17 protein-coding genes are annotated in these 22,509 nt (G+C 47.0%); 6 read left to right on the plus strand and 11 right to left on the minus strand.

Annotated features, from left to right (window positions below):
- Nucleotides 1–3: 3 nt before the first annotated feature.
- From L3C95_RS08865 to L3C95_RS08900, 8 genes are all read right to left on the minus strand, one after another.
- On the minus strand, nt 4–1,404 hold the full coding sequence (locus L3C95_RS08865; protein ID WP_236386851.1) for a TolC family protein: 1,401 nt from the start codon (nt 1,402–1,404) through the stop codon (nt 4–6).
- 29 nt (nt 1,405–1,433) lie between these two features.
- Entirely contained in the window at nt 1,434–2,768 is a 1,335-nt protein-coding gene (locus L3C95_RS08870) for a sensor histidine kinase (RefSeq protein WP_236386852.1), read from the minus strand.
- On the minus strand, nt 2,765–3,448 hold the full coding sequence (locus L3C95_RS08875; protein WP_236386855.1) for a response regulator transcription factor: 684 nt from the start codon (nt 3,446–3,448) through the stop codon (nt 2,765–2,767). The genes L3C95_RS08870 and L3C95_RS08875 overlap by 4 nt, the downstream gene beginning before the upstream one ends.
- A gap of 324 nt (nt 3,449–3,772) precedes the next feature.
- Nucleotides 3,773–4,582 carry an SDR family oxidoreductase gene (locus L3C95_RS08880; protein ID WP_236386857.1) on the minus strand — a complete coding sequence of 270 codons (810 nt, stop codon included), beginning with the start codon at nt 4,580–4,582 and terminating at the stop codon, nt 3,773–3,775.
- Nucleotides 4,583–4,923: 341 nt separating this feature from the next.
- A complete protein-coding gene (locus L3C95_RS08885; protein ID WP_236386858.1) occupies nt 4,924–6,882 on the minus strand; it encodes a gliding motility-associated C-terminal domain-containing protein in 1,959 nt (652 codons plus the stop codon).
- Between the two features lie 32 nt (nt 6,883–6,914).
- Nucleotides 6,915–9,359, minus strand: coding sequence for a PKD domain-containing protein (locus L3C95_RS08890; RefSeq protein WP_236386860.1), 2,445 nt, complete (start codon nt 9,357–9,359; stop codon nt 6,915–6,917).
- Nucleotides 9,360–9,640: 281 nt separating this feature from the next.
- Nucleotides 9,641–9,940 carry a protease inhibitor I42 family protein gene (locus tag L3C95_RS08895; RefSeq protein ID WP_236386862.1) on the minus strand — a complete coding sequence of 100 codons (300 nt, stop codon included), beginning with the start codon at nt 9,938–9,940 and terminating at the stop codon, nt 9,641–9,643.
- Between the two features lie 107 nt (nt 9,941–10,047).
- Nucleotides 10,048–11,715: a C1 family peptidase gene (locus L3C95_RS08900; RefSeq protein WP_236386864.1), complete on the minus strand. Its 1,668-nt coding sequence runs from the start codon at nt 11,713–11,715 to the stop codon at nt 10,048–10,050.
- A 613-nt stretch (nt 11,716–12,328) separates the two neighbouring features.
- Here L3C95_RS08900 and L3C95_RS08905 point away from each other — a divergent pair.
- The 3 genes from L3C95_RS08905 to L3C95_RS08915 all read left to right on the plus strand — a co-directional run bounded on the left by L3C95_RS08905 (nt 12,329) and on the right by L3C95_RS08915 (nt 14,901).
- A complete protein-coding gene (locus tag L3C95_RS08905; protein WP_236386866.1) occupies nt 12,329–12,679 on the plus strand; it encodes a hypothetical protein in 351 nt (116 codons plus the stop codon).
- Nucleotides 12,680–12,757: 78 nt separating this feature from the next.
- A complete protein-coding gene (locus L3C95_RS08910; protein ID WP_236386867.1) occupies nt 12,758–13,735 on the plus strand; it encodes a DUF2157 domain-containing protein in 978 nt (325 codons plus the stop codon).
- Nucleotides 13,732–14,901, plus strand: a complete 1,170-nt coding sequence (locus L3C95_RS08915; protein ID WP_236386869.1) for a hypothetical protein — start codon at nt 13,732–13,734, stop codon at nt 14,899–14,901. Before L3C95_RS08910 ends, L3C95_RS08915 begins: the two co-directional genes overlap by 4 nt.
- Before the next feature lie 59 nt (nt 14,902–14,960).
- On the opposite strand, the gene L3C95_RS08920 is transcribed toward L3C95_RS08915, so the two are convergent.
- The 3 genes from L3C95_RS08920 to L3C95_RS08930 form a co-directional block, all read right to left on the minus strand.
- Nucleotides 14,961–16,634: a C25 family cysteine peptidase gene (locus L3C95_RS08920; protein ID WP_236386871.1), complete on the minus strand. Its 1,674-nt coding sequence runs from the start codon at nt 16,632–16,634 to the stop codon at nt 14,961–14,963.
- 323 nt (nt 16,635–16,957) lie between these two features.
- Nucleotides 16,958–17,968, minus strand: coding sequence for a fatty acid desaturase family protein (locus L3C95_RS08925; RefSeq protein ID WP_236386873.1), 1,011 nt, complete (start codon nt 17,966–17,968; stop codon nt 16,958–16,960).
- Between the two features lie 56 nt (nt 17,969–18,024).
- A complete protein-coding gene (locus L3C95_RS08930) occupies nt 18,025–18,930 on the minus strand; it encodes a lysophospholipid acyltransferase family protein (RefSeq protein ID WP_236386874.1) in 906 nt (301 codons plus the stop codon).
- A 209-nt stretch (nt 18,931–19,139) separates the two neighbouring features.
- On the opposite strand from L3C95_RS08930, the gene L3C95_RS08935 reads away from it, so the two are divergent.
- The 3 genes from L3C95_RS08935 to L3C95_RS08945 all read left to right on the plus strand — a co-directional run bounded on the left by L3C95_RS08935 (nt 19,140) and on the right by L3C95_RS08945 (nt 22,505).
- Nucleotides 19,140–20,483 carry an alpha-L-fucosidase gene (locus L3C95_RS08935; RefSeq protein WP_236386876.1) on the plus strand — a complete coding sequence of 448 codons (1,344 nt, stop codon included), beginning with the start codon at nt 19,140–19,142 and terminating at the stop codon, nt 20,481–20,483.
- Nucleotides 20,484–20,862: 379 nt separating this feature from the next.
- Nucleotides 20,863–21,567, plus strand: coding sequence for a hypothetical protein (locus L3C95_RS08940; protein ID WP_236386878.1), 705 nt, complete (start codon nt 20,863–20,865; stop codon nt 21,565–21,567).
- A 17-nt stretch (nt 21,568–21,584) separates the two neighbouring features.
- A complete protein-coding gene (locus tag L3C95_RS08945) occupies nt 21,585–22,505 on the plus strand; it encodes a c-type cytochrome (RefSeq protein ID WP_236386880.1) in 921 nt (306 codons plus the stop codon).
- Nucleotides 22,506–22,509: the final 4 nt, after the last annotated feature.

Genomic DNA, 22,509 nt, shown 5'->3' on the forward strand with positions numbered 1-22,509 from the left:
TAATTAGAATTCATTGATGAATAGAGAGAAATTGCCAGTGGCAGCTGCTTTCAGCAGCAAGGCCTGCCAGACGTTGGTGTAGGCAATATCACGATCTGTTTCTGCACGGTTCAGCGTGTAAAAAACCTGTGTCACATCCACTATCGTATTCAGCCCGTTCTTATATAGTACCGTTCTTTGCTGGTATGCTTCAGTGGCTGCATTGACCTGTATGGGCGCTTCTGCATAATTGACAAGCGCATTTTTGATCCTGGTGTCTGACAGTGACAACTGTGCCGTCAGCTGCTGGCGTACCAGTTCATATTCATCCTGCAGGCCTTTTGATATGAATTTCTGGGAGGCCGTCTGGTGTTTTACCCGCAGTGGGGAAGTAATGTTCCAGGTTACGCCTACCCCCAGCAGATAGTTGCTACGGTTAGGTTTTACACCATCCCAGTAACCTTTATTGTATGCTGTCTGATCAGTGATGTAGTTGGCGTCGAAACCGGAACCTCTTGTCTGCATCACCCCGAAAACGGAGAACGCAGGGAAGTTCAGGGTGTGTATGTAACGCGTCTGTTCATCACTCAGCCTGATGCGGTTTTCGTAGTATTTCAGCAAAGGATGGCCCTGTACTGCGCCACTAACGCTATCGGTCAGCGCTGCCGGAATACGGTTGATGAACAGTGTATCGAGTATAAATTCCGTAGGTGCTACACCCATCAGCACCGCCAGCTGATTAGCCTGCGTCTGTTCTGCATCCTTTGCTTTTGTTAAAGCGATCTTTGCGTTGGATACTTCGGCATTCGCCAGTGTAGAGTCTACGCCGGGAATGAGCCCGTTCTTTGCCCTTGTTACCACCACCGCACGGAAGGTGTCTGCGCGTTCCAGGTTGTTCTGCCATGACCGGGTGAGGCGTTGTGCTGCCAGCAGATTAAGATATGCTCCGGCTACTCTTACGGATTGCTGGAACTGTTCCTGTTCCCAGTCTGCCTGGTCTCTGGCCACGGCTGCCTGTGCTGTCTTGATCCTTTCTTTGGCGCGGCCAAAAGCAAAGAAGTCCCAGTTGACATTGGCGAGGTAAAGTCCGCCGAAAGCTGCATTCCAGTTCTGTGAAGGCAGGGTAGGACCTGACGAAGCTACTCCCAGTCCATTCAGGCCATAGGAAGGCCCGAATTGCCCGTTGACGGTACCATAATCCTGCTGGGCGGAGAGGTTAAGGTTCGGGAGATAATCCCGCTTCGCCTGGGTAACGGTGGATTTAGAGGCATTCAGGTAGTTAGCCTTTGCCTTGATAGATCCATAGTTGGCAAGTGCAGTCTGTACCGCGTCTTTCAACGTCAGCACCTGCTGTGCGTGTAATACTTCCATAGATCCGTGCCATAACAGCAGGAACAGGATCACGACGATTCTTTTTGTTTGCATGATAATACTTGAACATTAGACCATAAGCACTAATGTTGTCTTTCAGGAAATAATGCGTTGGCTTCTTCCTTCTGTAACATTGTGCTCCCTGTTGATTCCTCAAAAATTATTTGCATGGTATGCCATCCGTCGGCATAGTCATATTGGATGTTAAAATGATTGACGTCACAGATCTGTTTTACAATGGCCAGGCCTATGCCTATGGAGTCGCTATTCTTCCGGCCCTTTTTAAAACGTTTGAACAGTTCTGTGGTAGGCACTTCCGGCGGATTGCCGGTATTGCTGATGATCAGCTTCGCCTTCGACAGCCGTACCCTGATAATACCGCCGTATATATTGTGCCGGATCGCATTGCTCAGCAGATTGCCCAGCAGGATGTCCGTCAGTGCAGGATGTAATTGTACCGATACCTCTGACGTGATCTTCGTGTCCAGCGTAATGGCTTTCATGTCTATCAGTTCAGAAAAGCCCTGTAATGCCTCTGTGGTCAGCTGGCTGAACGAGATAGCCTGTTTATTGCCAAATTCATTGTTTTCCAGCCGGGCGAGTAATGTCAGAGAACTATTGATCCTGGAAAGTTTGTCAATGGCATTCTGCATATCTGCTATCAGCCCGGTAATAGTATCCGGACCTTTTCCCTGCAAATAAGACTCTGTCAGCAACTCCAGTTTATTGCGCAGTACCGCCACCGGTGTCTGTAACTCATGAGAGGCATTTTCAGTGAATTCCTTCAGTGAACGATAGTCGTCCAATGCCTTATCTGTCATACTATTCAGAAAGCTGTTCAACGTTTTCAGCTCTGCTGCATTGACCACCGGCAGCTGTAATGGTTTTTTATCTTTCAGGTTGAACGCGCGCACCTTTTTCAGTGTAAAGTGAAAAGGCGCCAGTATCAATCGCGATACAAAGCGGGCTGACAATACCGTCAGCACCAGCAGGATGGCAAAGATCCAGATAAAGGAGCTCATTAATCCCCGCAGGATCTCCCTTGCCTTGGTGATATAATTATAAGAGGCGATACTGTAGTAGTGACCATTTATCTTATAGAAAGAGGTAACGGTCAGCCGGCATTCCCTGTGTTGCAGCATAGTATTGTAAAAGGAATGCTCATACACCTCATATTTCTTTACAGGTACCTCATTCAATAATAGTTTGATCTCTGCAGGCCTGCCACGCATGTAAGTATCCGGCGATACACCACGCTGCATCTGCATCGCCATCTGATCATTATATACTTTTAACCTGTTGATCTCTGCCTCGTCAATACCTGATTTTACTTTGTTGTAAGCGATGGCTACTCCGACAAGCATTGCTGCCAGTGTGATGCACAGATACCATAGCGTAAATTTGTTGATCAGTTTCATGACAGGGCAGTATTAAATTTGTATCCTAATCCGTATACAGTATTTATATAATCTCCGCCTTCTGCTGCATGTATCTTCTTACGGAGGTTCTTGACATGCTGGTACACAAAGTCGAAGTTGGCCAGGTTATCGGTATAGTCTCCCCACAGATGGGCAGCAATAGACTGACGCGATAGTACCCTGTTCTTGTTGACCAGAAAATAAAGCAGCAGGTCAAATTCTTTCGGTGTTACATCCAGTTTGATATCGTTCACAATGGCCTCCAGCGTATCTGTATTCAGCGTGATCTCGTTGAACGTAATAATATTACTTCCCTGCAGTTTCTTCCTTCGGTAAATAGCTCTAAGCCGGGCATGTAGCTCTGTAAGATGGAAAGGTTTTGTCAGATAGTCGTCGGCGCCGCCTTCCAGTCCTGTTATCTTATCATCCAATGAATTCCTGGCAGAAATGATCAGCACACAGCAGTCGATCTTTTCCAGGTGGATGAACTGCAACAATTCCAGTCCATTGCCGTCAGGCAATGTTATATCCAGCAGCACACAGTCGTATTGAAACGAAACCAATTTATCATGTGCCTCATTGCTGGTATAACTCACTTCGCACAGGTAACCTTCCTTTTCGAGGAAATTGCTAATGCTGGCGGCCAGTTCCATATTATCTTCAACGAGCAGTACTTTCATATCAACTGCATAATTCGTTTTAAAGTTTGAAGGAATCTTGAAGCAATGATTTTTATGATCGTTTTATAAAAAAAGAACCACTGGTCATACGTGGTTCTTTTTTAACTGTCTTTTGTCCGTTGAGTACCTTCAAATTGTAATGTAAAGGTGAAAAGAATCCTGCTCGTTTTATTGTTTCATTCAAATGAATAGTTGTAAAATTCAAAGTTTTTTACAGTCGGGGCTGTCTGATGGTTACAAACATAAAAAAGGGTTGATTAAAGCGCAAATGGCTATTAATCAACCCTGTACAAAATATGGCAATCTTCAGTAGTACTATGACCGCTATTTTATACCATAGTGGTCATTCATCAGTTTTGTAAATAATCCTCCCGGCAGGATGGCCTTCAGTGTCGGCACAATGGTCTGTCCCAGGGCGCCTACCAGGTAATTGTGTGCAGGGCTGGATTTCGCAATGATCTTACAGATCTTTTTGGCCACCACATCCGGATGACTACCGTTTTGTTCGTCTCTTCCCATATTGCTGACTGCAGTGTCAAAGTCCCTGTTCAGCTTTTCGTTCGCGATCGGGAACGGTAACTTTTCACGGTTGTCTGTAAAAGCTGTCTTGAAGTCGCCCGGATTTACAACAGCCACTTTCACACCGGTATACAGTAATTCCATACGGAGACTCTGTGAGTAGCCTTCCACCGCAAACTTGGAAGCGCAGTACATACCCTGATAAGGCAGTCCGAAAAGGCCTCCCAGAGAACTCACCTGTACTATCAGGCCCTTCTTGCGCTCTATCATTCCAGGCAGAACGGCGCTGTTCACGCGTACCATACCAAAGAAATTCACCTCGAACTGCCTTTTGGCCTGTTCTACAGGCATAGCATACAAGGGGCCTACAATACCATTACCGGCATTGTTGACAACGACATCAATGTGTCCCTCATTTTTGATGATAGCTGCGATAGCAGTATTTACTGATGCATCATCAGTAATATCCATTTGCAACGGTTTAAAGGGAACGTCTTTGATACGTTTTATATCCCGGCTGGTGCCGTATACAGTGTGACCTTCTGCAGTAAGTGCCGTGGCGGTAGCTAAGCCCAGGCCCGTTGAGGCGCCGGTTACAAGAATTACTTTTTTCATTGTCAGATCCGAAACTTTTGAATGTTTATAAGAGACCGCTGTAAAGGGATTGCTCTTTAATGTGTCTTTTTAGTTATTTATAATGATGATGGATACGGTTTCTTTGTCCCTGCGAAATCTTGCACATGACGTGTTTCGCTGTCCGACCCTGTGCCTCTCATATCGCACCGGAATGCATCCGGCGACGCAAAGATGGACAGAAATCATGTACCCCATTGTTAAATATTTCCTGCGAAAGTTACTATCTTTTTTGGTAGTAAGGGGTGGATAGAAAAAAGAAGGGCATCCTTAAAGTAGTAGCCCTTTAAGGATGCCCTGAATAAAACGGGTCTGTGCCAGGTTTATCGCAGGAGATTGATGGCGCCTTTTCTTGTTAACTCAGTCTTGTTGTTCAGTGTGATCCTTACAGTGTAAGTATATACGCCTGTAGGCTGCATCTTACCATTATAAGTACCATTCCAGCCTGTCAGCTGATTGGTTTGGTAGATCAGTTCTCCCCACTGGTTGAACACCTTCATGTTGATGGCTGAGATAGTGGTGCCTTCTGGTTTGAAATAGTCATTCTTGCCATCGCCGTTGGGCGTAAATGCGTTCGGAATAAATATCTCCCCGGGTTTAGGTTTGGCTGAGGCGAGACCAGGCAAACTATTCTGGCAGCTGATAGGGCCGAGGGCGATCACTTTGATGGAGATGGATTCCTGGTTAGTAATACCGGTCACCACGTGCGAAGTACCGGTGTTGCCGGAACTCGGCGTAATGTAAGCACCTCCATCTACAGAAACGATGTAGCCTGTTGCCCCCGGTACCGTGTCCCAGGTGAAAGTAACACCGCTGGTAGTGATGTCTCCGGCCTTTACTACAGGTGTAATGGCCCGGTCATAAGGAGTCACGGTCACCGCCGTCCGGTCACTGCTGCAAGGGCCGTTTACTGCCTCCACATACCAGGTGGTTTCCGTATTCACCGCAGGTGTTGTATAAGTGGCTCCCTGACCTTCAACATCACCGCCGGAGGGGTAAGTATACCAGTTATAAGTAAAAGGCGTGGTGGCGTTGTCTATTTTCAAAACCGCTGTACTGTCAGGACAGATGCTTTGTGCTGATACCAGTGGTGCGGCCGGCTTTTTAACGACGGTCACTTTGATGCTGTCTATCACGTGACAGCCATTCTGATCTTCACCGGTCAGTTTGAATGTGGTGGTAGTGTCAGGCGTAACTGTAAAACTGGAATCAGTGATATTACCCGGTTCCCAGGTATAACTCCTCATGCTGCCACCGGTAGGAATTGCATATAGTTTGGTTGTAGTGCCGGAACAGATATTATCCGGTTTGGCCAGTGCTTTTAAGAGTGTCATGGATTCCTCGCTGACATCTGCCGCAAAGTCGGAAGGACAACCATTCGCATCTGTCACAGTACAGGTATAGGTACCTGCAGGCAGGTCTGTAGCTGTTCCCGTGGTCTGTACCGGTGTGGTGTTCCAGGAATAGGTGAGTGGGAATGCACCACCTGTAGCCGAAATGGTGATACTACCATCGCTGTTGCCACAAGTAGCCTTCGTTACATCAGAAGTTACCGTAACGGGCACATAAGCCTGTCCTGATACTGCGAGGAAGACCGCTCTGGACACGTTATTGGGTCCACCGCTTGTCAAATATTCTATAGTAATGGATGCTATATCCTTTGACTGGTTTTCACAGGCAGGAGCAATGTCTATGGAATAGATACGCGGATCATTGCTGCCAAGTCCTTCCACGTTGTATGGACCGGCTGGCAATCTTTGAATACGGCCATAACTGTCGAAGACAGGATTGATACCCCCGAACCAGTCGAGGATACTGGCAACGACCTGCGCCGATGTGGTACCGTCTGTATAATTGAAAGTGATGCCCAATGTACTACTCTGTTCAGTAGAAAAGCACAACAGGCTTATCTTACTATATGCGGCCGGTGTGGTGAACGTCAGTGTGCCTGTACCAACAGTATTGCTCACGCCGCCCAGTTTGGAAAGATAGAGCACGTTGCTGTCTGCATAATTATTCATCTGATAGGTACGCAGCCCTGTGGTAAAAAGACCATCATTCGGTATACCTGCCTGCAAACCGTTGGTGGCAGCAAAGTCAAATGTGTAGAGTATTTTCTGCTGGATGTCAAGTCCGGTGGTTGTCACGGCTTCGGCATTAACGCCTGTTTCAGCTACTCCGTCATTGTTGAAACCTGTTACGGCAATGGGCGTATAGGTTTGAGCGTATAACCTGCAGGCGCATATTACCAGCATGGAGGCAACAATAAGAACACGTTTCATTCAATTGTATTTTTGGTTGATACTAAATTTTATTATCGTAGCAGCGCCACCCATCCTGTGTAGGGCTTTTCATCTGCTGATGTTTTGATGACATAGTAATAAGTGCCTGTTGGCAACAGTCTGCCGCCGCGGGTGCCGTCCCAGGGAGTATAACCGATCCCTGTGAATACGATCTGTCCCCAGCGGTTATAGATCTCTGTCGTAGCAGCAGGTCTTGCTTTCAAGCCGTCTATGCTCCAGCGGTCATTGATACCATCTCCGTTCGGACTGAACACGTTTGGAATTTCCAGCACGAGGTCGGGAACGACGATATACCATGCATGGCTGATACTATCCGTACAGCCAATATCATTCTTCGCATATAGTGTCACTCTGTAACTGCCGGGCAGTTCGTACTTATGCTCCGGATCTTCGGCAATGGATGTAGTGCCATCTCCAAAATCCCAGGTATATTCCAATGCAAACTGTGAGGTGTTGTTAAAGGTGAATATACCGTTCTTGAACTCCACCGGAGTATTGGCTCCCGGCGCAGCACTGAATGCAGCAACAGGTGGGGTCAGTATATTGATCAATGCGGTTTTGGTAACGGTTGTTGAGCACTGTCCTTGTGAGATAGCTTTCAGGGTAACAGTGTAAGTGCCGGGTGTATTGTAACTGTATACAGGATCAGTTTCGTTGGTCTGGTAGCCGTTGCCGAGCGACCATTCATACGCATCTGCAAGCTGCGAAAGATTATCAAAGCTGATCTCTGTTGGGGCACAACCTGTGGTCAGATCTGTTGTGAAATCAGCCACCGGCATGGGAACAGCAGTTACTGTAACTGAAGCGGCGGTATCGGCGCATATATTATCCTGTACGATCAGACTGATCGTGCCGCTTTGCTGATAAGTAACAGTATAAGGCCCGAAGCCGCTGCCACTCTGTACAACACCACCACCCCAATTCCAGAGGGGAGTAGCATTACCTGTATAGGCGCCCGTGAAATTGATGGTAGTAGCTTCTCCTGCACATACAGGTGTTTTACTGACAGAGAAACTGGCTGTCGGCGGTTGTAACACGGTGATAGTATGTGTGGCTGTACCAGACACACAACCATCATCAGTAACCTGCAATTGTACGGGATAATTACCTGCTGCATTAAAGCGTATATCGTACGGACCTGCACCGGCGCCGCTTTGTATAGTAGCGCCTGAGAAGTTATGCCAGTCGTAAGTGGCCGCGGTTCCCGCAGTACCAGTAAATGTCAGCGTATGGCCGGTGCCCAGGCACACTACATCGGGCAGCACAGAAAAATCGGCAACAGGTGTAGGTTTAACAACAACTTCCACGGTATCTTTCAGCACGCAGCCAAAGGCGTCTTGTGCGGTAACAATGTAGGCCGTAGTATCTGTTGGAGTAACGGAGATCGTATTACCTGTAACAGACCCCGGCGTCCATGAATAATTATCCGCAGTGCCGCCGGTAGCCGTCGCTGAAAGCGTAGCCGTTTCTCCCGCACAGATCTTAACGGGGCTGGCAGAAGCTGTGAGCGCGACCAGTGATGACATGTCTACAGTGTCAGTAACAGTGGTAATACAATTGTTGCCATCTCTGATAGATAATGTATAAAAACCTGCCGCCAATCCTGTGGCCGTGGGAGTAGTCTGTACGGGAGTGGTGTTCCATGAATAGCTTAGCGGAGCAGTACCGCCAGTTGCACTTACGGCGATGCTGCCGCTCGCACCTCCGCAGATGGCATCTGTAACAGTGTGCGTATATGTCAGCGGTGTATACTGTACGCCGGAAAGCGCCATGATCAGTGCTCTCGAGCTGATATTAGGGCCTTGTATATACAGAAAAGAAACAGACCTGATCAGCTTTGACTGATCGGCGCAGGGAATATTAAAGTCAAATGCGTACATCCTCGGGTTGCTGGGAAGACCATCTACAGTAGGGAAGGTGGTGGTGCGGGTTAACCTGCCCATACCACTGAATATAAACGGTGTTCCGAAGAACCAGTCTTTTATCTGGAGGGTGCCTGCATTGGAAGACGTACCGTCAGTATAGTTTAATGTTACCGTTACGGTACTATTGTTTTCGGTACCAAATGCCAGTATGCTCAATTTGCTGAAGCTGGCGGGTGTAGCAAGTGTAAGGGTGCCTGCAGGCAGGGAGTTAGCAACATTTCCACCCGCAGAGAGATATAATGCGTTCGGGCCGGTGTACGGATTCATCTGGTAAGTACGGGTACCGCTAATGAAGGTGCCTGAGTTGATAATACCTCCGCCGATCCCATTCGTTGCTGCAAAAGCCTGGGTATGCAAGATGTGATTGCTGCCGTCTATTACAGTTGATGTTACGGCGACAGCGTTGGTGCCTGCTTCAGCTACAATGTCAGCATTGAACCCGGTAACCGGTACCGGTGTATAGGTTTGCGCGGACAATAACTGTATGCCGGTATGGATGAACAATAGGGTAATTGTAAAGATACGCTTCATGAACGGTCATTATAGATTTCGGTCTTTTATGATTTTACTAAGCTCTATGAATTGGCAGGGTATAGGCTTATAGCCATGCACAATGCCGGAGGCCCCTGAAGGAAGCTTCCGCCAGCAACAGTTAACTTTCACCAGTAAATACTTATGGAAAAGAAAAAAGGGTGGTTAGGGTGATATATATTTTTTATTTCAATAATTAAAATGCATAAGAGATAGACTGTTTTTACAGCTATCGGGCTCTAAAGAGGGACATTTTATGAGGAGTTGGAATTGGAAAATGGTCAGGTAACAGTTATTTCTAATTTTCTGGCGTTAATCGCCTGACCTTCTTTTTCCCAGATGCGCCTTTGTTCAAAGGAGACGCTTGCTTGTCCCGGGGTTTTCCCATGGATGATAAAGGCCTCTTCATTGCTGGTTCCTACTTCTTGCCGGAATGTATCTACCGCGTGATCATAGGGTCTTACTTCCACACATTCGGTATTGCTGACGTTATAGAACCATTGAAATCCTGCAGTTCCAAGACCAGGCAGAACAACAGTGAGGGATGTTCCTGCTTTTATTTCTTTAGCCTCGCTTTCCATAGTTTCAGGTTTTTAACAAAATGCGAATTACAGTCACTATAAACCTTCGGCAATCATCGGGCCAGAAGATGAGATAGTTAACTGTAATTCGCAATAATAACTGCTATTTATACGTACCATTTATGATACATAGCGGAATCGGTACCTTGCACAAAGCAGTCGAGCCGTCCGGCTGCCCATGAAGATACGCCTACGTCAGAAGAGAGGATACCTCCGAGGTTTTCATCTCCGCTCCATTTGGCGCCATCCCACCATTTGTGCATCATGTTGTAGGTTTGTCCGGGGAAGAATACATCTATCCTGTTAGCCCCCCATGATACAGCAGCAGGACTACCGAACATGTTAGACTGCAGGTCTTCCCATGCGCTCCATTTGGTATCATACCATTTGTGGAACAGGTGATTGTTCAGGCCGCGAGCGAAGCAATCCAGTCTGCCCGGCGCCCAGGAAGATACTGCCGGTGCTGAATTGATAACGCCTCCGAGGTCTTCCCATCCATGCCATGCGCCATTCCACCAGAGATGCCACATAGAAGAGTTCATGCCTCTTGCGAAAATATCTATGCGGTTTGGTCCCCAGCTTACGCACGCAGGTTCGGAAGATAACAATCCACCGAGGTCTTCCCATCCGCTCCATCCTCCCTGATACCATTTGTGATACAGGTGATGGTTGAGGCCCAGGGCGAAGATATCCAGTCGTCCGGATGCCCATGAACAGATAGCAGGCGCTCCCTGGATCTGACCACCCAGCGATTCCCAGCCATTCCATGAAGAACCATTCCACCATTTGTGATAAACGGCAGAATCCATGCCGCGTACAACAACGTCAATGCGGTTTGGTCCCCATGATACTGCATTTGGTCTGGATGATAGTAAACCGCCGAGGTTCTCCCATCCATGCCATCCGGTTGTCTGAGGTAGTTTAATTCCACTGGCAGTCCAGAATGGGAATTCTGTATCTATACCAGCTTGTCCGTAAGCGATCTTGAAGAATCCTCCCTTACCCCAACCGGAGCCCCAGGAGTTCTTACAGATCCAGCAGTGTTCTGTTTCTGAATAACCGATCACTGTTACACAGTGCAGACCATAATCTGACCCACTGACATGTTTGTATACACCATCAGCATAAGAGAAGAAGTCTTCGTACACATGCATAACAGCGGAGCATGGGCCGTTGTTGGAAAGGTAGTTCTTTCTTTCAGTGATGTTTGCGATGGTAGTAGAGTTAGTGATCTTTACTGCCCTTGCATCACGGTTAGGACCGACTTTACATGTAGGGGGCTGTTTCCAGATGTTGTTTTCCGGAAAAGCGGTTTCATAAGGGAAGCATGCTTCGTCCGGAATACCTCTTGATTTGATCTGGCTGAAAGCATCAGTAGGCCACCATCCTCCGCAGTTTGCACCATGCGATGAACAGAAATGCAGGTCTGCTTCTGAGAGGTTGAGCAATTGTCCTTTTTCAATGGACGCCATTGCTTCAGTAACTGAGGTAGCACAGAACGAAACGCAGGAGCCGCATCCACCCTGATCTTTCACAGGAGTGATATGGTTACCATTGCGGTTACGCCAGTCCACTTCCTGAGCAAAATTGGCTACCGGAGCAGCGGCAGCGCGCTTGTTCATAACGGCGGCAAGTTCCTCAGTGTTTACGATGACACCCAATAAAGCTTTTTGCTGTGGATCGGGCAGTTGGGAAACTGTTGTTTCTCTTGCCTGCCACTGGGTACCTTCCTTCTGCAGGTCGGCTACCAATTCTGAGATCTTGATGTTAGACATTTGAATGGTATTGTTTTGGAGTGAACAGAATAACGAATCCGAAATTCAATGCTGAATTTAGAAGTAAGTAACGGTGCTAAGGAAATGCACGTGCAGGATTTACTATTGATGTTGGTACATCAACGTCTTCACAAAAGATATGTTAGGATGTTGCCTGTCTGGTGGTCCCGATAGTGAAAGAAAAATAAGGTTCTTGAGGTGCTTTTTTACGTAATAAAGTGGAATACTTCCATTCTTGTGTCTGCAAATCTAGATGATTGTCAGAAGTTTTAAAAATAAATTTTAAGGTGCTAACGATTGCAAAGTAATAAAATTTATTTCCTGTGTAAATATGTGGGAACGCCCGATAATAGCTGATATAGCGTAAATGCATGTAGATGAAAAAAATAAATACTTATTAACTTCCAATTAACTAAATCCCATAAATTGTTTCTTAAACTTGTGTAGTGATGCGTTGTACTGATGCACATTAAACCATTGTTTGTAAGATGAAAAACTGACTGCCATTGTACCCGGATTTCCTCTTACATCATATCATATTTCCTGAACAGGTTGCCTGCCGTAAGGCACAGCTGTTTAGACGTTCGTGAATGTTGAATTAAAAACTATACATATGAAGAATGCATTATTAAAAAAGAAAGCAAGGACACGTAAGCGTAAACGCAAGAAAGTTTATCTGTTTTCACCGAAGGTGATCAATGGGAAAGACAGGCAGTATCTGTTTAATTTTCCCTTATTGTCCGTTATGGGCAAGGAAAATGGTCATTACGTGATCGAAAATACCATGCTGTCTATCTTTGGCGTTGGCAGGACGGAGACAGAAGCCATGCGGGATTTTGCCGAGGTATTTGATGAAGCCTACAGGTGGTACAGCGAGCTCCCTGATGAGGCACTCACTCCCAAAATGCTTAGAATAAAGACAATGTTGAGCAACACGGTTAAAGGTATTATTGTCACTCCCTAGCTGAAAACAGCCATTTTGATATTTATAGCTTGCTGATGTGAACTTATTGTTATACTTTTTCGCATCATTTCGAATGTTATGGATATTGATTTGTTTGAACAACTTCAAAAAGAGGGGACTATTTCGGCTGCATCAGCAGAAAAAGTACGCACCATCGCAGCAAACAGGCTATTCTCTGTACACTGGGAACTCAAGACCATCCTGTACCTGGGCGTTCTCTTACTAAGCGGAGGCTTAGGGATACTGGTATATAAGAATATTGATACGATAGGTCATCAGGTCATTCTGCTGGCAATAGCAGTAGCTTGTGGCGGTTGCTTTTACTATAGCTTCCGCCATAAGTTACCTTTCTCCCGGGAGAAAGTACCTGCGCCTAACGGTTTTTTTGATTATATCCTGTTACTGGGGTGTTTGTTGCTGATCACCTTCATCACTTATCTGCAGGTGCAATACAATGTGTTTGGCACCAGGTATGGCGCGGCTACTTTCATCCCGATGCTGGTATTGTTTTTCTCAGCTTATTACTTTGATCACCTCGGTGTACTGAGTATGGCTATCACCAATCTGGCCGCCTGGATGGGCGTAACAGTAACACCGCTCCAGTTGTTAAGCGCCAACGATTTTTCCAGTTATACACTGATATATACCGGGTTAGTGCTGGGTGCTTTGCTGATAGTAGCTGCTTTACTGAGTCACCGCTTGCGGTTTAAAGCCCATTTCTCGTTCACCTACAGCAACTTCGGTACGCATATTTTTCTCATCGCGAACCTCGCGGGAATGTTTGCGGCATACGACGGAGCGTATGGATTATGGTTCCTGTTGCTGGTGGCTGTAACTATTTTCTTCTACAACCAGGCCATGAAGCAGGGCTCTTTTTATTTCGTGCTGATCATTACATTATATGCATACATAGGGCTGAGCTTTGTGATAGTAAGATTGTTGATGAGAACAGACTCAGAGGGAGGTATCTACGCCGGGCTATTGTATTTTATTATGTCCGGCATAGGCGCCATCTTATTGTTGATTAACATTAATAAAAAACTGAAGAAAGCATGATCGCATATAACAGTCAGTCGTTAGACAACGTGTATGTACAGGAACAGGCCGGGATGGCGAAGAATGCAGACTGCATTACGGCGGAGGAGTACAATGCCATCACAACAGCATATCCGGCCGATCTTTATACGCCCAATCCCTACATGCGTATCGGCATTTTTATCCTGACGGCCATCATCCTCCTGTTTTCCTTCGGTTTATTTTGCCTCTTGTTCATGGCGGGAGGTGAGGGTGCTTTCGCTTTCCTCTGTATGCTTTTCGGCGCCGGCTCTTATGGCCTTGCTGAATATATGATACGTGAAAAGAAACATTATAAATCAGGAGCCGATGCCGCTTTGATATGGGGTGCAGGTATCTTTTTGCTTTCAGCATTAGGCATCGCTACCGATGCTGATGCACCTGCATGGGTATGGTGTTTTGCAGCGCTGATATTATCGCTCTATTTTGTGTTGCGCTTCGCGGATGTCAGTATGAGCATAGTCGCCCATTTGTCTTTTCTTGGCCTGATCTTTTCCGGATGTGTTGAATTGGGCAATATTGCAAAGCTGATCATCCCCTTCATGGTTATGCTGGCTTCAGCAGCTGTATATTTTCTTTCAGTGAAACTGATAGCGGTACATACCTACCGGCATTATAAAAAATGTTTGCAGATGTTACAGGTCTGCGCACTGATCACGCTCTATCTGGGTGGAAATTATTTCGTGGTGAGGGAGGTAAGTAATGAAATGTTCAATATGGATCTGCAACCTGGTCAGGACATTCCCGGGGGATGGTTTTTCTGGATACTGACAGTCACATTGCCGTTGCTGTATATTTATGCAGGCATCCGCAGGAAAGACCGGATACTGATCTGTGTGGGGCTGGTGCTGGTAGCCGGTATCGTGTACACCATCCGTTATTATCACAGTGTGGCTCCGCTTGAAGTAGCCATGACGCTGGGAGGTTTGGCGATGATCGGCATTGCCTATGCAGTGATCCGTTATCTCAAAACGCCGCGTCACGGTTTTACAGAAGCATCTTCTGACGAGAGACATGCCATGGAAGCTATACAGATAGAATCACTGGTAATTGCGCAAACCATGAGCCATGCTGCTACTCCACAGCCAAATCAGCTGGAATTTGGCGGAGGCACGGGTGGTGGCGGTGGCGCCTCCGGTGATTATTAAAGGTGACCGCCCGGTAATTTGAGCGGCCACCTGATACTTGCCTGCATTGTAGTATATCGTCAGACGGTGAAACGGAAATAAGACCATTCAGACCAGGAACAATAACGGTCGCCTACTTTGGCTCTTACACGCCAGCGTCCTGGTTGTGCACCCACGAAGTTATGATTGAAGGAAGTGCCTGTAATGTTGTGGTATACGCCAAAGCTACGGAAAGATTGAGCTGCCCACTGACCTGCCGTGATAGCGCCAAAAGCGTCTATTTCCAGCGAGTAGGTTGCCCCCGGTATATTTACCGGCGCCCAGCGGAAGGTCATCGTGCGGGGGTAGTGATTGAACACTGATCCGTCGGCAGGTTCCTGTAGTCTCGGTACTGCGCCTTTCCACCAGGTGAGGGTAGGATCTCCCAGAATACTCATACCATAGAACCATTGTCTTTCACCGAGGTCATGATCTGCACCGCGGGCCTGCCACCATTGGGTGAGCGCAGAGCCGATACAACTGCCTTTACCGATGGGCTCATAGAAGTCAGCAAAGAACAGCATAGAACCGGTTTTGGTACTACCCACTACCGTTAATCCCATATTCGTTTCGCCTCCTGTCTTATCGAAAATGTACCATCCGCCGAGATAGTCATTTTCGGTAAAACGTGCAGTGCTACAGCAGAACAGGTTGAAGAAATTGGCGTTCGGACAACGTTCGTCGCGGAAATAAGACCTGTCGATCCACTCTGTCGTGCCTTCTGCGGGAATACGGAAGGAATGTACATGTGGAGATGAATGGGAACATAATTGTACAAAGGAGCGCGTCTTGTTAATTTCTGTCTTGTACAGGTCAGCATCTGTAATGTCTGGATTGGTGTATTTCGTTATATAGGCAGAAGGGGTCATCAGGTCCATCTCACAATCATCAAAACCGGTCCAGTCATCTTCCACATACGCCAGTGCAGAGCGGGAATGACCCAGTGAGCCGACACGGAACAGGTGATTGCGGTCAAAATAGTTGTTGATCAGCGCCACATCATTACCGCCGGAAGTGGGCGTCCAGATACGTCCTACCCAGATCTCAGGTGTAACATTGCCGCTTACTGCATTATACTTGCCATCTCCGTCAGCGTCCGTCCAGGTACCGTTGGTATCCATGTAGAACAGATCGCAGGGGAATTCAGCATGTGCACCGTAAAAATCGTCGTCCATTTCAAACCATGCTACAGGAATAGCGCCTACCATTACAACGCCTGCCGGCGCCTTATCGCGGATATAGTTCCTGATATAGGCTGGCTTGCCTCCCCGCACCACGTGAATAGTAGCCCAGAAGCCGTCCCGGCCCAGGTCCAGTACATAACGGTGGATACGCTCTTTCACCTGTTCAAAGATATCGGCATGTACCATCACCAATACCTTACCACGGGTAAAACGGAACTTGTTGTAAGTATTCAGGTAGCTTTCTCCGGCAGGGTAGGACGGCCGGGGTTTATCTTCAATGAGGGGTTTCAACTCCAGAAAATTCTTGTAACGCGACAGGTAGTCATTGTAAGTTTGCAGCTGTATATTCTCTCTGTCAGTCAGCCGCAGGTTACGAACACTCTTATAAGCCTGCCCAAGTTTGTAGTTGCGGCCCACAGCTTCAAGGTTGAAGATAGTCCTGTCCTGTACGACCTGTGTACGGATATGCTGCAGGTCCACAAGCGCCTGCTTTTCATCTGCTGATGTCTGGTTTTTCTTTTCTTTTGACATTTTGGGGTGTTTTGGGTGTTAACGATGCTCACAAAGGTAATATGCTGAAATGTAAGCCATTAGGTAGTAAATACGTGATTTGTGCGTATTTATACCTGAAATGAAATTGAGATGTAGGGACGGGCTGTAAGATGGGGGCTTTTGTACGAGATATTTCCGGGATATGACTTCGATATAGTCACGTACAAACAATGGTTCTCCTATGGTCATCTTACGTTCATCTTACGTCCCGGAACGTAAGATGAACGTAAGATGAGCATAGGAGAAGCATTGTTAAGACGAGATCAGGACGAAGTTTAATCCTGATTTGAAACAGGAATGCGTTACACCGCTACTGCACGTACCGGAGCCGGTTGAGCTTTCAATTGTCTGATAGTGATCATTTTATTGACCTCCGGACTCCAGATCTTCAGTTTCAGGCAAGCCCAGATAGCCCCTGGCGACAGGGAGGTGGTTTTTGCCTGCTGTAATTCCGGAATAGCTGCCATAGCCTCAGGTAGGCGGTAAAAAGGTATACGCGAGTTCAGGTGGTGAATATGATGATAGCCGATATTGCCGGTTACCCATTTCCAGAAAGGACTCATCAGCATATAACTGGAAGACGCCATAGCCGCATTGTCATGACACCAGCCTTCTTTGTCCCTGAAGGTTACGCCAGGGAAATTATGCTGTGCATAGAACAGGTAGGCGCCGATGGCGCAGGCGATGAAAAACGGTATGATCAGCAGTAATAACAGGCTGAGCCAACCCATAAAAACAAAAAGCAGCGTACCGGCAGTGAAATGCAAGACGAGCGCCAGCAGTGAGTCCATATGGCGGGAAGGGCTACTCGTAAACGAACGCAGGCTCATACCCACCATAAACATGCTGATATATCCGAATAGGATGGTAACCGGGTGACGGGCAGCCAGGTAAGAACGCCTTTCAGCAGGAGTCGATTCCAGGTATTTCTGCTGCGTCATAATGGGAAAGGAACCAATACTGGCTGTAAACAGCTTGGAATTGTGTGCATGATGATAGTCGTGCGAGCGTTTCCAGATGCTGGCAGGCGCCAGTATAAACACACCAAAGGCACTGAACAGCACTTTGGCTGCCGTTGATTGGTAAAGAATAGTGTGATGCTGATAATCATGATAGATCACAAACATCCGGACAATTACCAGCCCGGACAGTATACTGCAAAGAATGCGTAAAAGCAGCCAGGGAAGGAGGGCAGTGCCTGCAAAAAGTCCAGCCAGTATTACCGCGGTGGAAAGGGTATAATACCAGCTTTTCCAGCGGGTCTCTTTCGCGTATGGTTTTGTGGCAAGGATCAGTTGTTTTCCTGTTAGCATTGGTTCTGAAAGTAATAATAAGTAGGTATTGTAATAAGGTATAGGATAATTGTTTCTCAAATGGCGGCTACCGGTGCAGCTGGCTGTTTGGCAGCTTCGGGCCGTTTATGTTTCCATCTTCTATGGCTCCAGAGCCAGAATTCAGGATGAGCGCAGATGTCCTGTTCCAGCGCCTGCGTATGAGCCGTGGTGATTTCTCCATCTTTGGTAGATGCCGGTTCGTCAAACAGTGTGCGTGCGGAAATCTCGTAGTAGCCGCGTTTTACGCGCTGTACCCGCACATACACCACCGGATAGTTCATTTTACGGGCAATCTTTTCTGTACCCTGGAATACAGGAGTGTCCTGATTCAGGAAGTTTGTCCAGTAAGCACTGTTAGGAGCAGGTGTCTGGTCGGCAATGAAAGCGGTGGCGTCCAGCTCGCTTCTGTGTGCTACCATGTCGCGGAAAGTATCTTTCATGCTGATGAGACCTGTACCAAAACGGGTACGCATGCGGTACATCAGTCCATTGAAGTATTTATTGCTGAGAGGATGGTAAACCACATACAGGTGGTGTTTACCCTGGAGACTGAAAGTATTACCTGCCCACTCCCAGTTACCATAATGCCCCATAACGATCATAATGCTCCTGTTTTCGGCCGCATAACGGTCAAAAAGCGCCTGTGCCTCTGGTGTGAGTTTACAGCGCCTGATAGCGGCCGTGCGGGAGATAGTCAGTGTTTTGAACGTTTCCAGCAGCAGATCGCAGAAATAGCGGTAAAAACGGCGGCGGATCTGTTCGATCTCCTTCGCAGATTTCTCAGGGAAAGCGTTTTGCAGATTTTGAAGTACCACCTTTTTACGATAACCAATTACATAATACAGTAAAAGGAACATCACATCACAGACACCGTAGAATAACGGGAACGGTAACAGGGATATAAGATAGATAAACGGTAGTACGATATAATAAGTCAGCATTGGTTCAAAATTACAAATTAAAAATTAATATAAAACAATGCATTTTAGTTGTATATGTAGTGAAAATCGGTTTCAATTGTATCGAAATTGAGTTTCAATTGTATCATTGACGGCTATTCATCTCCGAACCCCTATCCCCATACCCGATTTTGCTTGTATTTGCTGGCATTTCTCTGTATTATTATTGCTCATGCAAATGTGACCAAAATATGTTTAGACGAATTTTACTGGCAGCCTGCGCCTTTGTCATGTGTATCAGTACCAGCGCACAAAAGACTGCCAATGATCCTGCGAAGGAAAAATGGTTTATGGACCTTGGATTAGGAATGTTCATTCACTGGAGCGTGGACGTGCAGGTTGGCGCTGTTATCAGCCATTCCATGGCGGGCGCCTCTGACGATTATCTGGAACGTTTTACGACAGAATTGCCCAAAACGTTTAATCCGCACAAGTTCAACCCGGACGACTGGGCGGTACTGGCCAGGCTGGCAGGGATGAAGTACATCGTCTTTACAGCTAAACATCATGCGGGTTTCTGTATGTGGGACACTAAAACAACGCCTTTCAACATTATGAACACCCCTTTCAAAAAAGATGCGACCCGCGCCATCTTTGATGCTTTCCGAAAACAGGGGATTGCCATCGGCGTCTACTTCTCTCCCGAAGATTTTTACTACCTCTATAAGCATAAAGTACCTATTGGCAGAATGCAGTTACCACAGCATTTCCCGGAAAAAAATCCCGGTCTGATGGCCTATGATAAGTCGCAGCTGAAAGAGCTGCTGACCAACTACGGTAAGATCGATTTTATCTTCTTTGACGGACCGGCAGAAGGCCTGAAAGAATATGCCTGGGAACTGCAGCCGGATATTGTGGTCACCCGCGGACAAATGAACACACCCGAACAGGAATTGCCGGCGGCTATCATGCCCGGTCCCTGGGAGGCCTGTTTTACAATGGGGACTGACTGGCAGTACAAGCCGACCAATGACCCGCAGAAGTCCGGAACGGAAATGATCAATATGCTGATAGAGACACGCGCAAAAGGGGGTAATCTTTTGCTGAATGTTGGTCCGAAACCCGATGGAGAGATCCAGATAGAGCAGGAGGCCCTGCTGCGTGAACTGGCGCTTTGGAACCTGGCGAATGGAGAGGCGGTGCAGGGGGTAAGGCCTTGGCATATTGCAAGGGAAGGAAACATATGGTTCACCCGTGGAAAAGATACGAGTACCGTATACGCATTCGTGCCCGGAGGCAAAGACTGGAAATATGGGGAAAGGAAAGACCTGGTGATACGCACGCTGGAAGGTACACCGCAAACCAAAGTGTCTATCCTCGGATATGCCAGTGAGCTGGTGGAATATAAGGAAGGATTTGACGCAGGGATCTATTCGCAGTCAACGCCGGTAGGACTGCTGATCAGCGCTGTGAACGGACAGCGTTTTTATACTGACAGGAAGTGGCCAAACCCTGTCGTGATAAAGATCGAAAATGTAAAATACAGGCCGGTGACAACAAGCTATAAACAGAGCACTTTAGATGGCGCCAAATAAAAGGGAATATTCCTGCAGGACTATATAAACAGATATGTAGTTCTGCAGGGAATTTCAGATACTACCCGTGCCGTATATACGTCACTGTTTTGACCATAAATCAATCTCTTCTGTTGACTCCGCTATTACCATCACATCGGGCATCGTATTAAGCCGGCAATACCGGCTAATAAGTTCTCCCAGCGCCCTTCACACGTTATTTCTCTATCCACTAAAATATTTTTAGTTTAATTAAAGTTCCCTATTTTTGTCTTGTTGATAATCACATCTATCCTTACTTCACATGTAACCGACCGTATTTCAGAAAAGCAATGTAGCCTGTCCCTCAAGCAGCTATGTTATCGTTTTGCCACAACAGGAGTTATCTAAATACTGACATATGGAAAAAACAGACAAAGAGCTGTTCACGAACCGTCGTGACTTCCTGGGTAAGATGATGCTGGGTGCAACCGCATTGGGTCTACCCTCATTGGGGACATTACCGCTGTATGCTGCAACGCAGCCTGTCCCTGTTACTTCAGATGGTGAAGATCCTGAAGCCTGGATCAACAAGATCAAGGGAAAACACCGCCTCGTTTTGGATGTGCCGCAGCCACATGAAATATTCCCGTTTGCATGGGCAAAAGTATTCCTGTTAACGAATGAAGCAACGGGCGTACCTGAAAAGGACTGTGGTGTCGTTGTTGTATTACGGCACGATGCTATTCCTTATGCCATGAAGGATGAACTATGGGCGAAGTATAAGCTTGGCGAGGTATTCAAGGCAGATGATCCGCTTACGAAAAAGCCTGCAACGAGAAATCCGTTCTGGCAGCCGAAGGCGGGCGACTTTAATGTTCCCGGTATAGGTAATGTGGCCATTGGCATTAATGAGCTGCAGGACAGTGGTGTAATGTTCTGTGTCTGCAACATGGCGCTGACTGTTTACAGTGCTGTCGTAGCCCAGCAAATGGGAGGAAACGCGGAGGATGTGAGAAAAGAGTGGGTCGCAGGCTTGTTGCCTGGTATACAGATAGTACCATCCGGCATATGGGCCATCAGCCGCGCACAGGAGAAGCAATGTGCGTATTGTTTTGCCGGTTGATCTGTTAATCATCACCTATGCGACTTGCTGTGATGATGCTGTTCATCTTCTGGACAGTAAGTGTAATTGTTATGCCCGTAGCCTGCAGGAATGACAAGGTATATTGGACGCCGCCCGATACTGCCGATATCCCTCCTACTGCGGCTGGTGACCTGATTTTGTATGGCCGGGAACTAATAGCACGTACTTCCGTTTATCTCGGACCAGCGGGGAAGGTGGCCAATATTAGTAATGGCATGAATTGCCAGAATTGTCACCTGGATGCAGGCACGAAATTTATGGGCAACAATTACGCTGCCGCAGCAGCAAATTTCCCTCGCTTCAGGGAACGCAGTGGTACTATTGAGTCGCTGGAAAAAAAGATCAACGATTGTCTCATCAGAAGTCTGAATGGTAGTCCGCTGGATAGCAACAGCCGGGAGATGAGGGCAATGACATCCTATATCAAATGGCTGGGAAAGGACGTAGCTAAAGGATACAGACCACCCGGCAGCGGTATTAAACAATTACCTTACCTGCAAAGGGCAGCTGATACAATAAAAGGTCAAATGATTTTTGAACGTGACTGTGTACAATGTCATAACCGTGATGGAAGCGGGAAGTATGATTCATCAGGCGTAAATTATTTGTATCCTCCTTTGTGGGGACCCCATAGTTATAATACAGGTGCGGGTATTTACCGGCTGACGAAATTAGCCGGATATATTAAAGCAAATATGCCATTCGGCAATGCATATCTGAGTGAGGAGGAAGCCTGGGACGTAGCTGCGTTTGTAAGTTCACAATCAAGACCTGTTAAAGTATTTGAAGGCGATTGGCCTGTGTTATCCACCAAACCAGTGGATGTAGCGATGGGACCATTCCCTGATACGTTTTCTATTAATCAACATAAGTATGGTCCATTTGGACCAATTGTACAGAGCAGGAAAAAGAAATAACCGT

The sequence above is a fragment of the Chitinophaga filiformis genome (genome assembly GCF_021646545.1).
In the GTDB taxonomy this organism is placed as follows: Bacteria; Bacteroidota; Bacteroidia; order Chitinophagales; family Chitinophagaceae; genus Chitinophaga; species Chitinophaga filiformis_A.

Bases quoted from the DNA above. Each gene is read 5' to 3' on its own strand.
- L3C95_RS08865 (WP_236386851.1), bottom strand. From the start codon at position 1,404: ATGCAAACAAAAAGAATCGTCGTGATCCTGTTCCTGCTGTTATGGCAC.
- L3C95_RS08870 (WP_236386852.1), bottom strand. From the start codon at position 2,768: ATGAAACTGATCAACAAATTTACGCTATGGTATCTGTGCATCACACTG.
- L3C95_RS08875 (WP_236386855.1), bottom strand. From the start codon at position 3,448: ATGAAAGTACTGCTCGTTGAAGATAATATGGAACTGGCCGCCAGCATT.
- L3C95_RS08880 (WP_236386857.1), bottom strand. From the start codon at position 4,582: ATGAAAAAAGTAATTCTTGTAACCGGCGCCTCAACGGGCCTGGGCTTA.
- L3C95_RS08885 (WP_236386858.1), bottom strand. From the start codon at position 6,882: ATGAAACGTGTTCTTATTGTTGCCTCCATGCTGGTAATATGCGCCTGC.
- L3C95_RS08890 (WP_236386860.1), bottom strand. From the start codon at position 9,359: ATGAAGCGTATCTTTACAATTACCCTATTGTTCATCCATACCGGCATA.
- L3C95_RS08895 (WP_236386862.1), bottom strand. From the start codon at position 9,940: ATGGAAAGCGAGGCTAAAGAAATAAAAGCAGGAACATCCCTCACTGTT.
- L3C95_RS08900 (WP_236386864.1), bottom strand. From the start codon at position 11,715: ATGTCTAACATCAAGATCTCAGAATTGGTAGCCGACCTGCAGAAGGAA.
- L3C95_RS08905 (WP_236386866.1), top strand. From the start codon at position 12,329: ATGAAGAATGCATTATTAAAAAAGAAAGCAAGGACACGTAAGCGTAAA.
- L3C95_RS08910 (WP_236386867.1), top strand. From the start codon at position 12,758: ATGGATATTGATTTGTTTGAACAACTTCAAAAAGAGGGGACTATTTCG.
- L3C95_RS08915 (WP_236386869.1), top strand. From the start codon at position 13,732: ATGATCGCATATAACAGTCAGTCGTTAGACAACGTGTATGTACAGGAA.
- L3C95_RS08920 (WP_236386871.1), bottom strand. From the start codon at position 16,634: ATGTCAAAAGAAAAGAAAAACCAGACATCAGCAGATGAAAAGCAGGCG.
- L3C95_RS08925 (WP_236386873.1), bottom strand. From the start codon at position 17,968: ATGCTAACAGGAAAACAACTGATCCTTGCCACAAAACCATACGCGAAA.
- L3C95_RS08930 (WP_236386874.1), bottom strand. From the start codon at position 18,930: ATGCTGACTTATTATATCGTACTACCGTTTATCTATCTTATATCCCTG.
- L3C95_RS08935 (WP_236386876.1), top strand. From the start codon at position 19,140: ATGTTTAGACGAATTTTACTGGCAGCCTGCGCCTTTGTCATGTGTATC.
- L3C95_RS08940 (WP_236386878.1), top strand. From the start codon at position 20,863: ATGGAAAAAACAGACAAAGAGCTGTTCACGAACCGTCGTGACTTCCTG.
- L3C95_RS08945 (WP_236386880.1), top strand. From the start codon at position 21,585: ATGCGACTTGCTGTGATGATGCTGTTCATCTTCTGGACAGTAAGTGTA.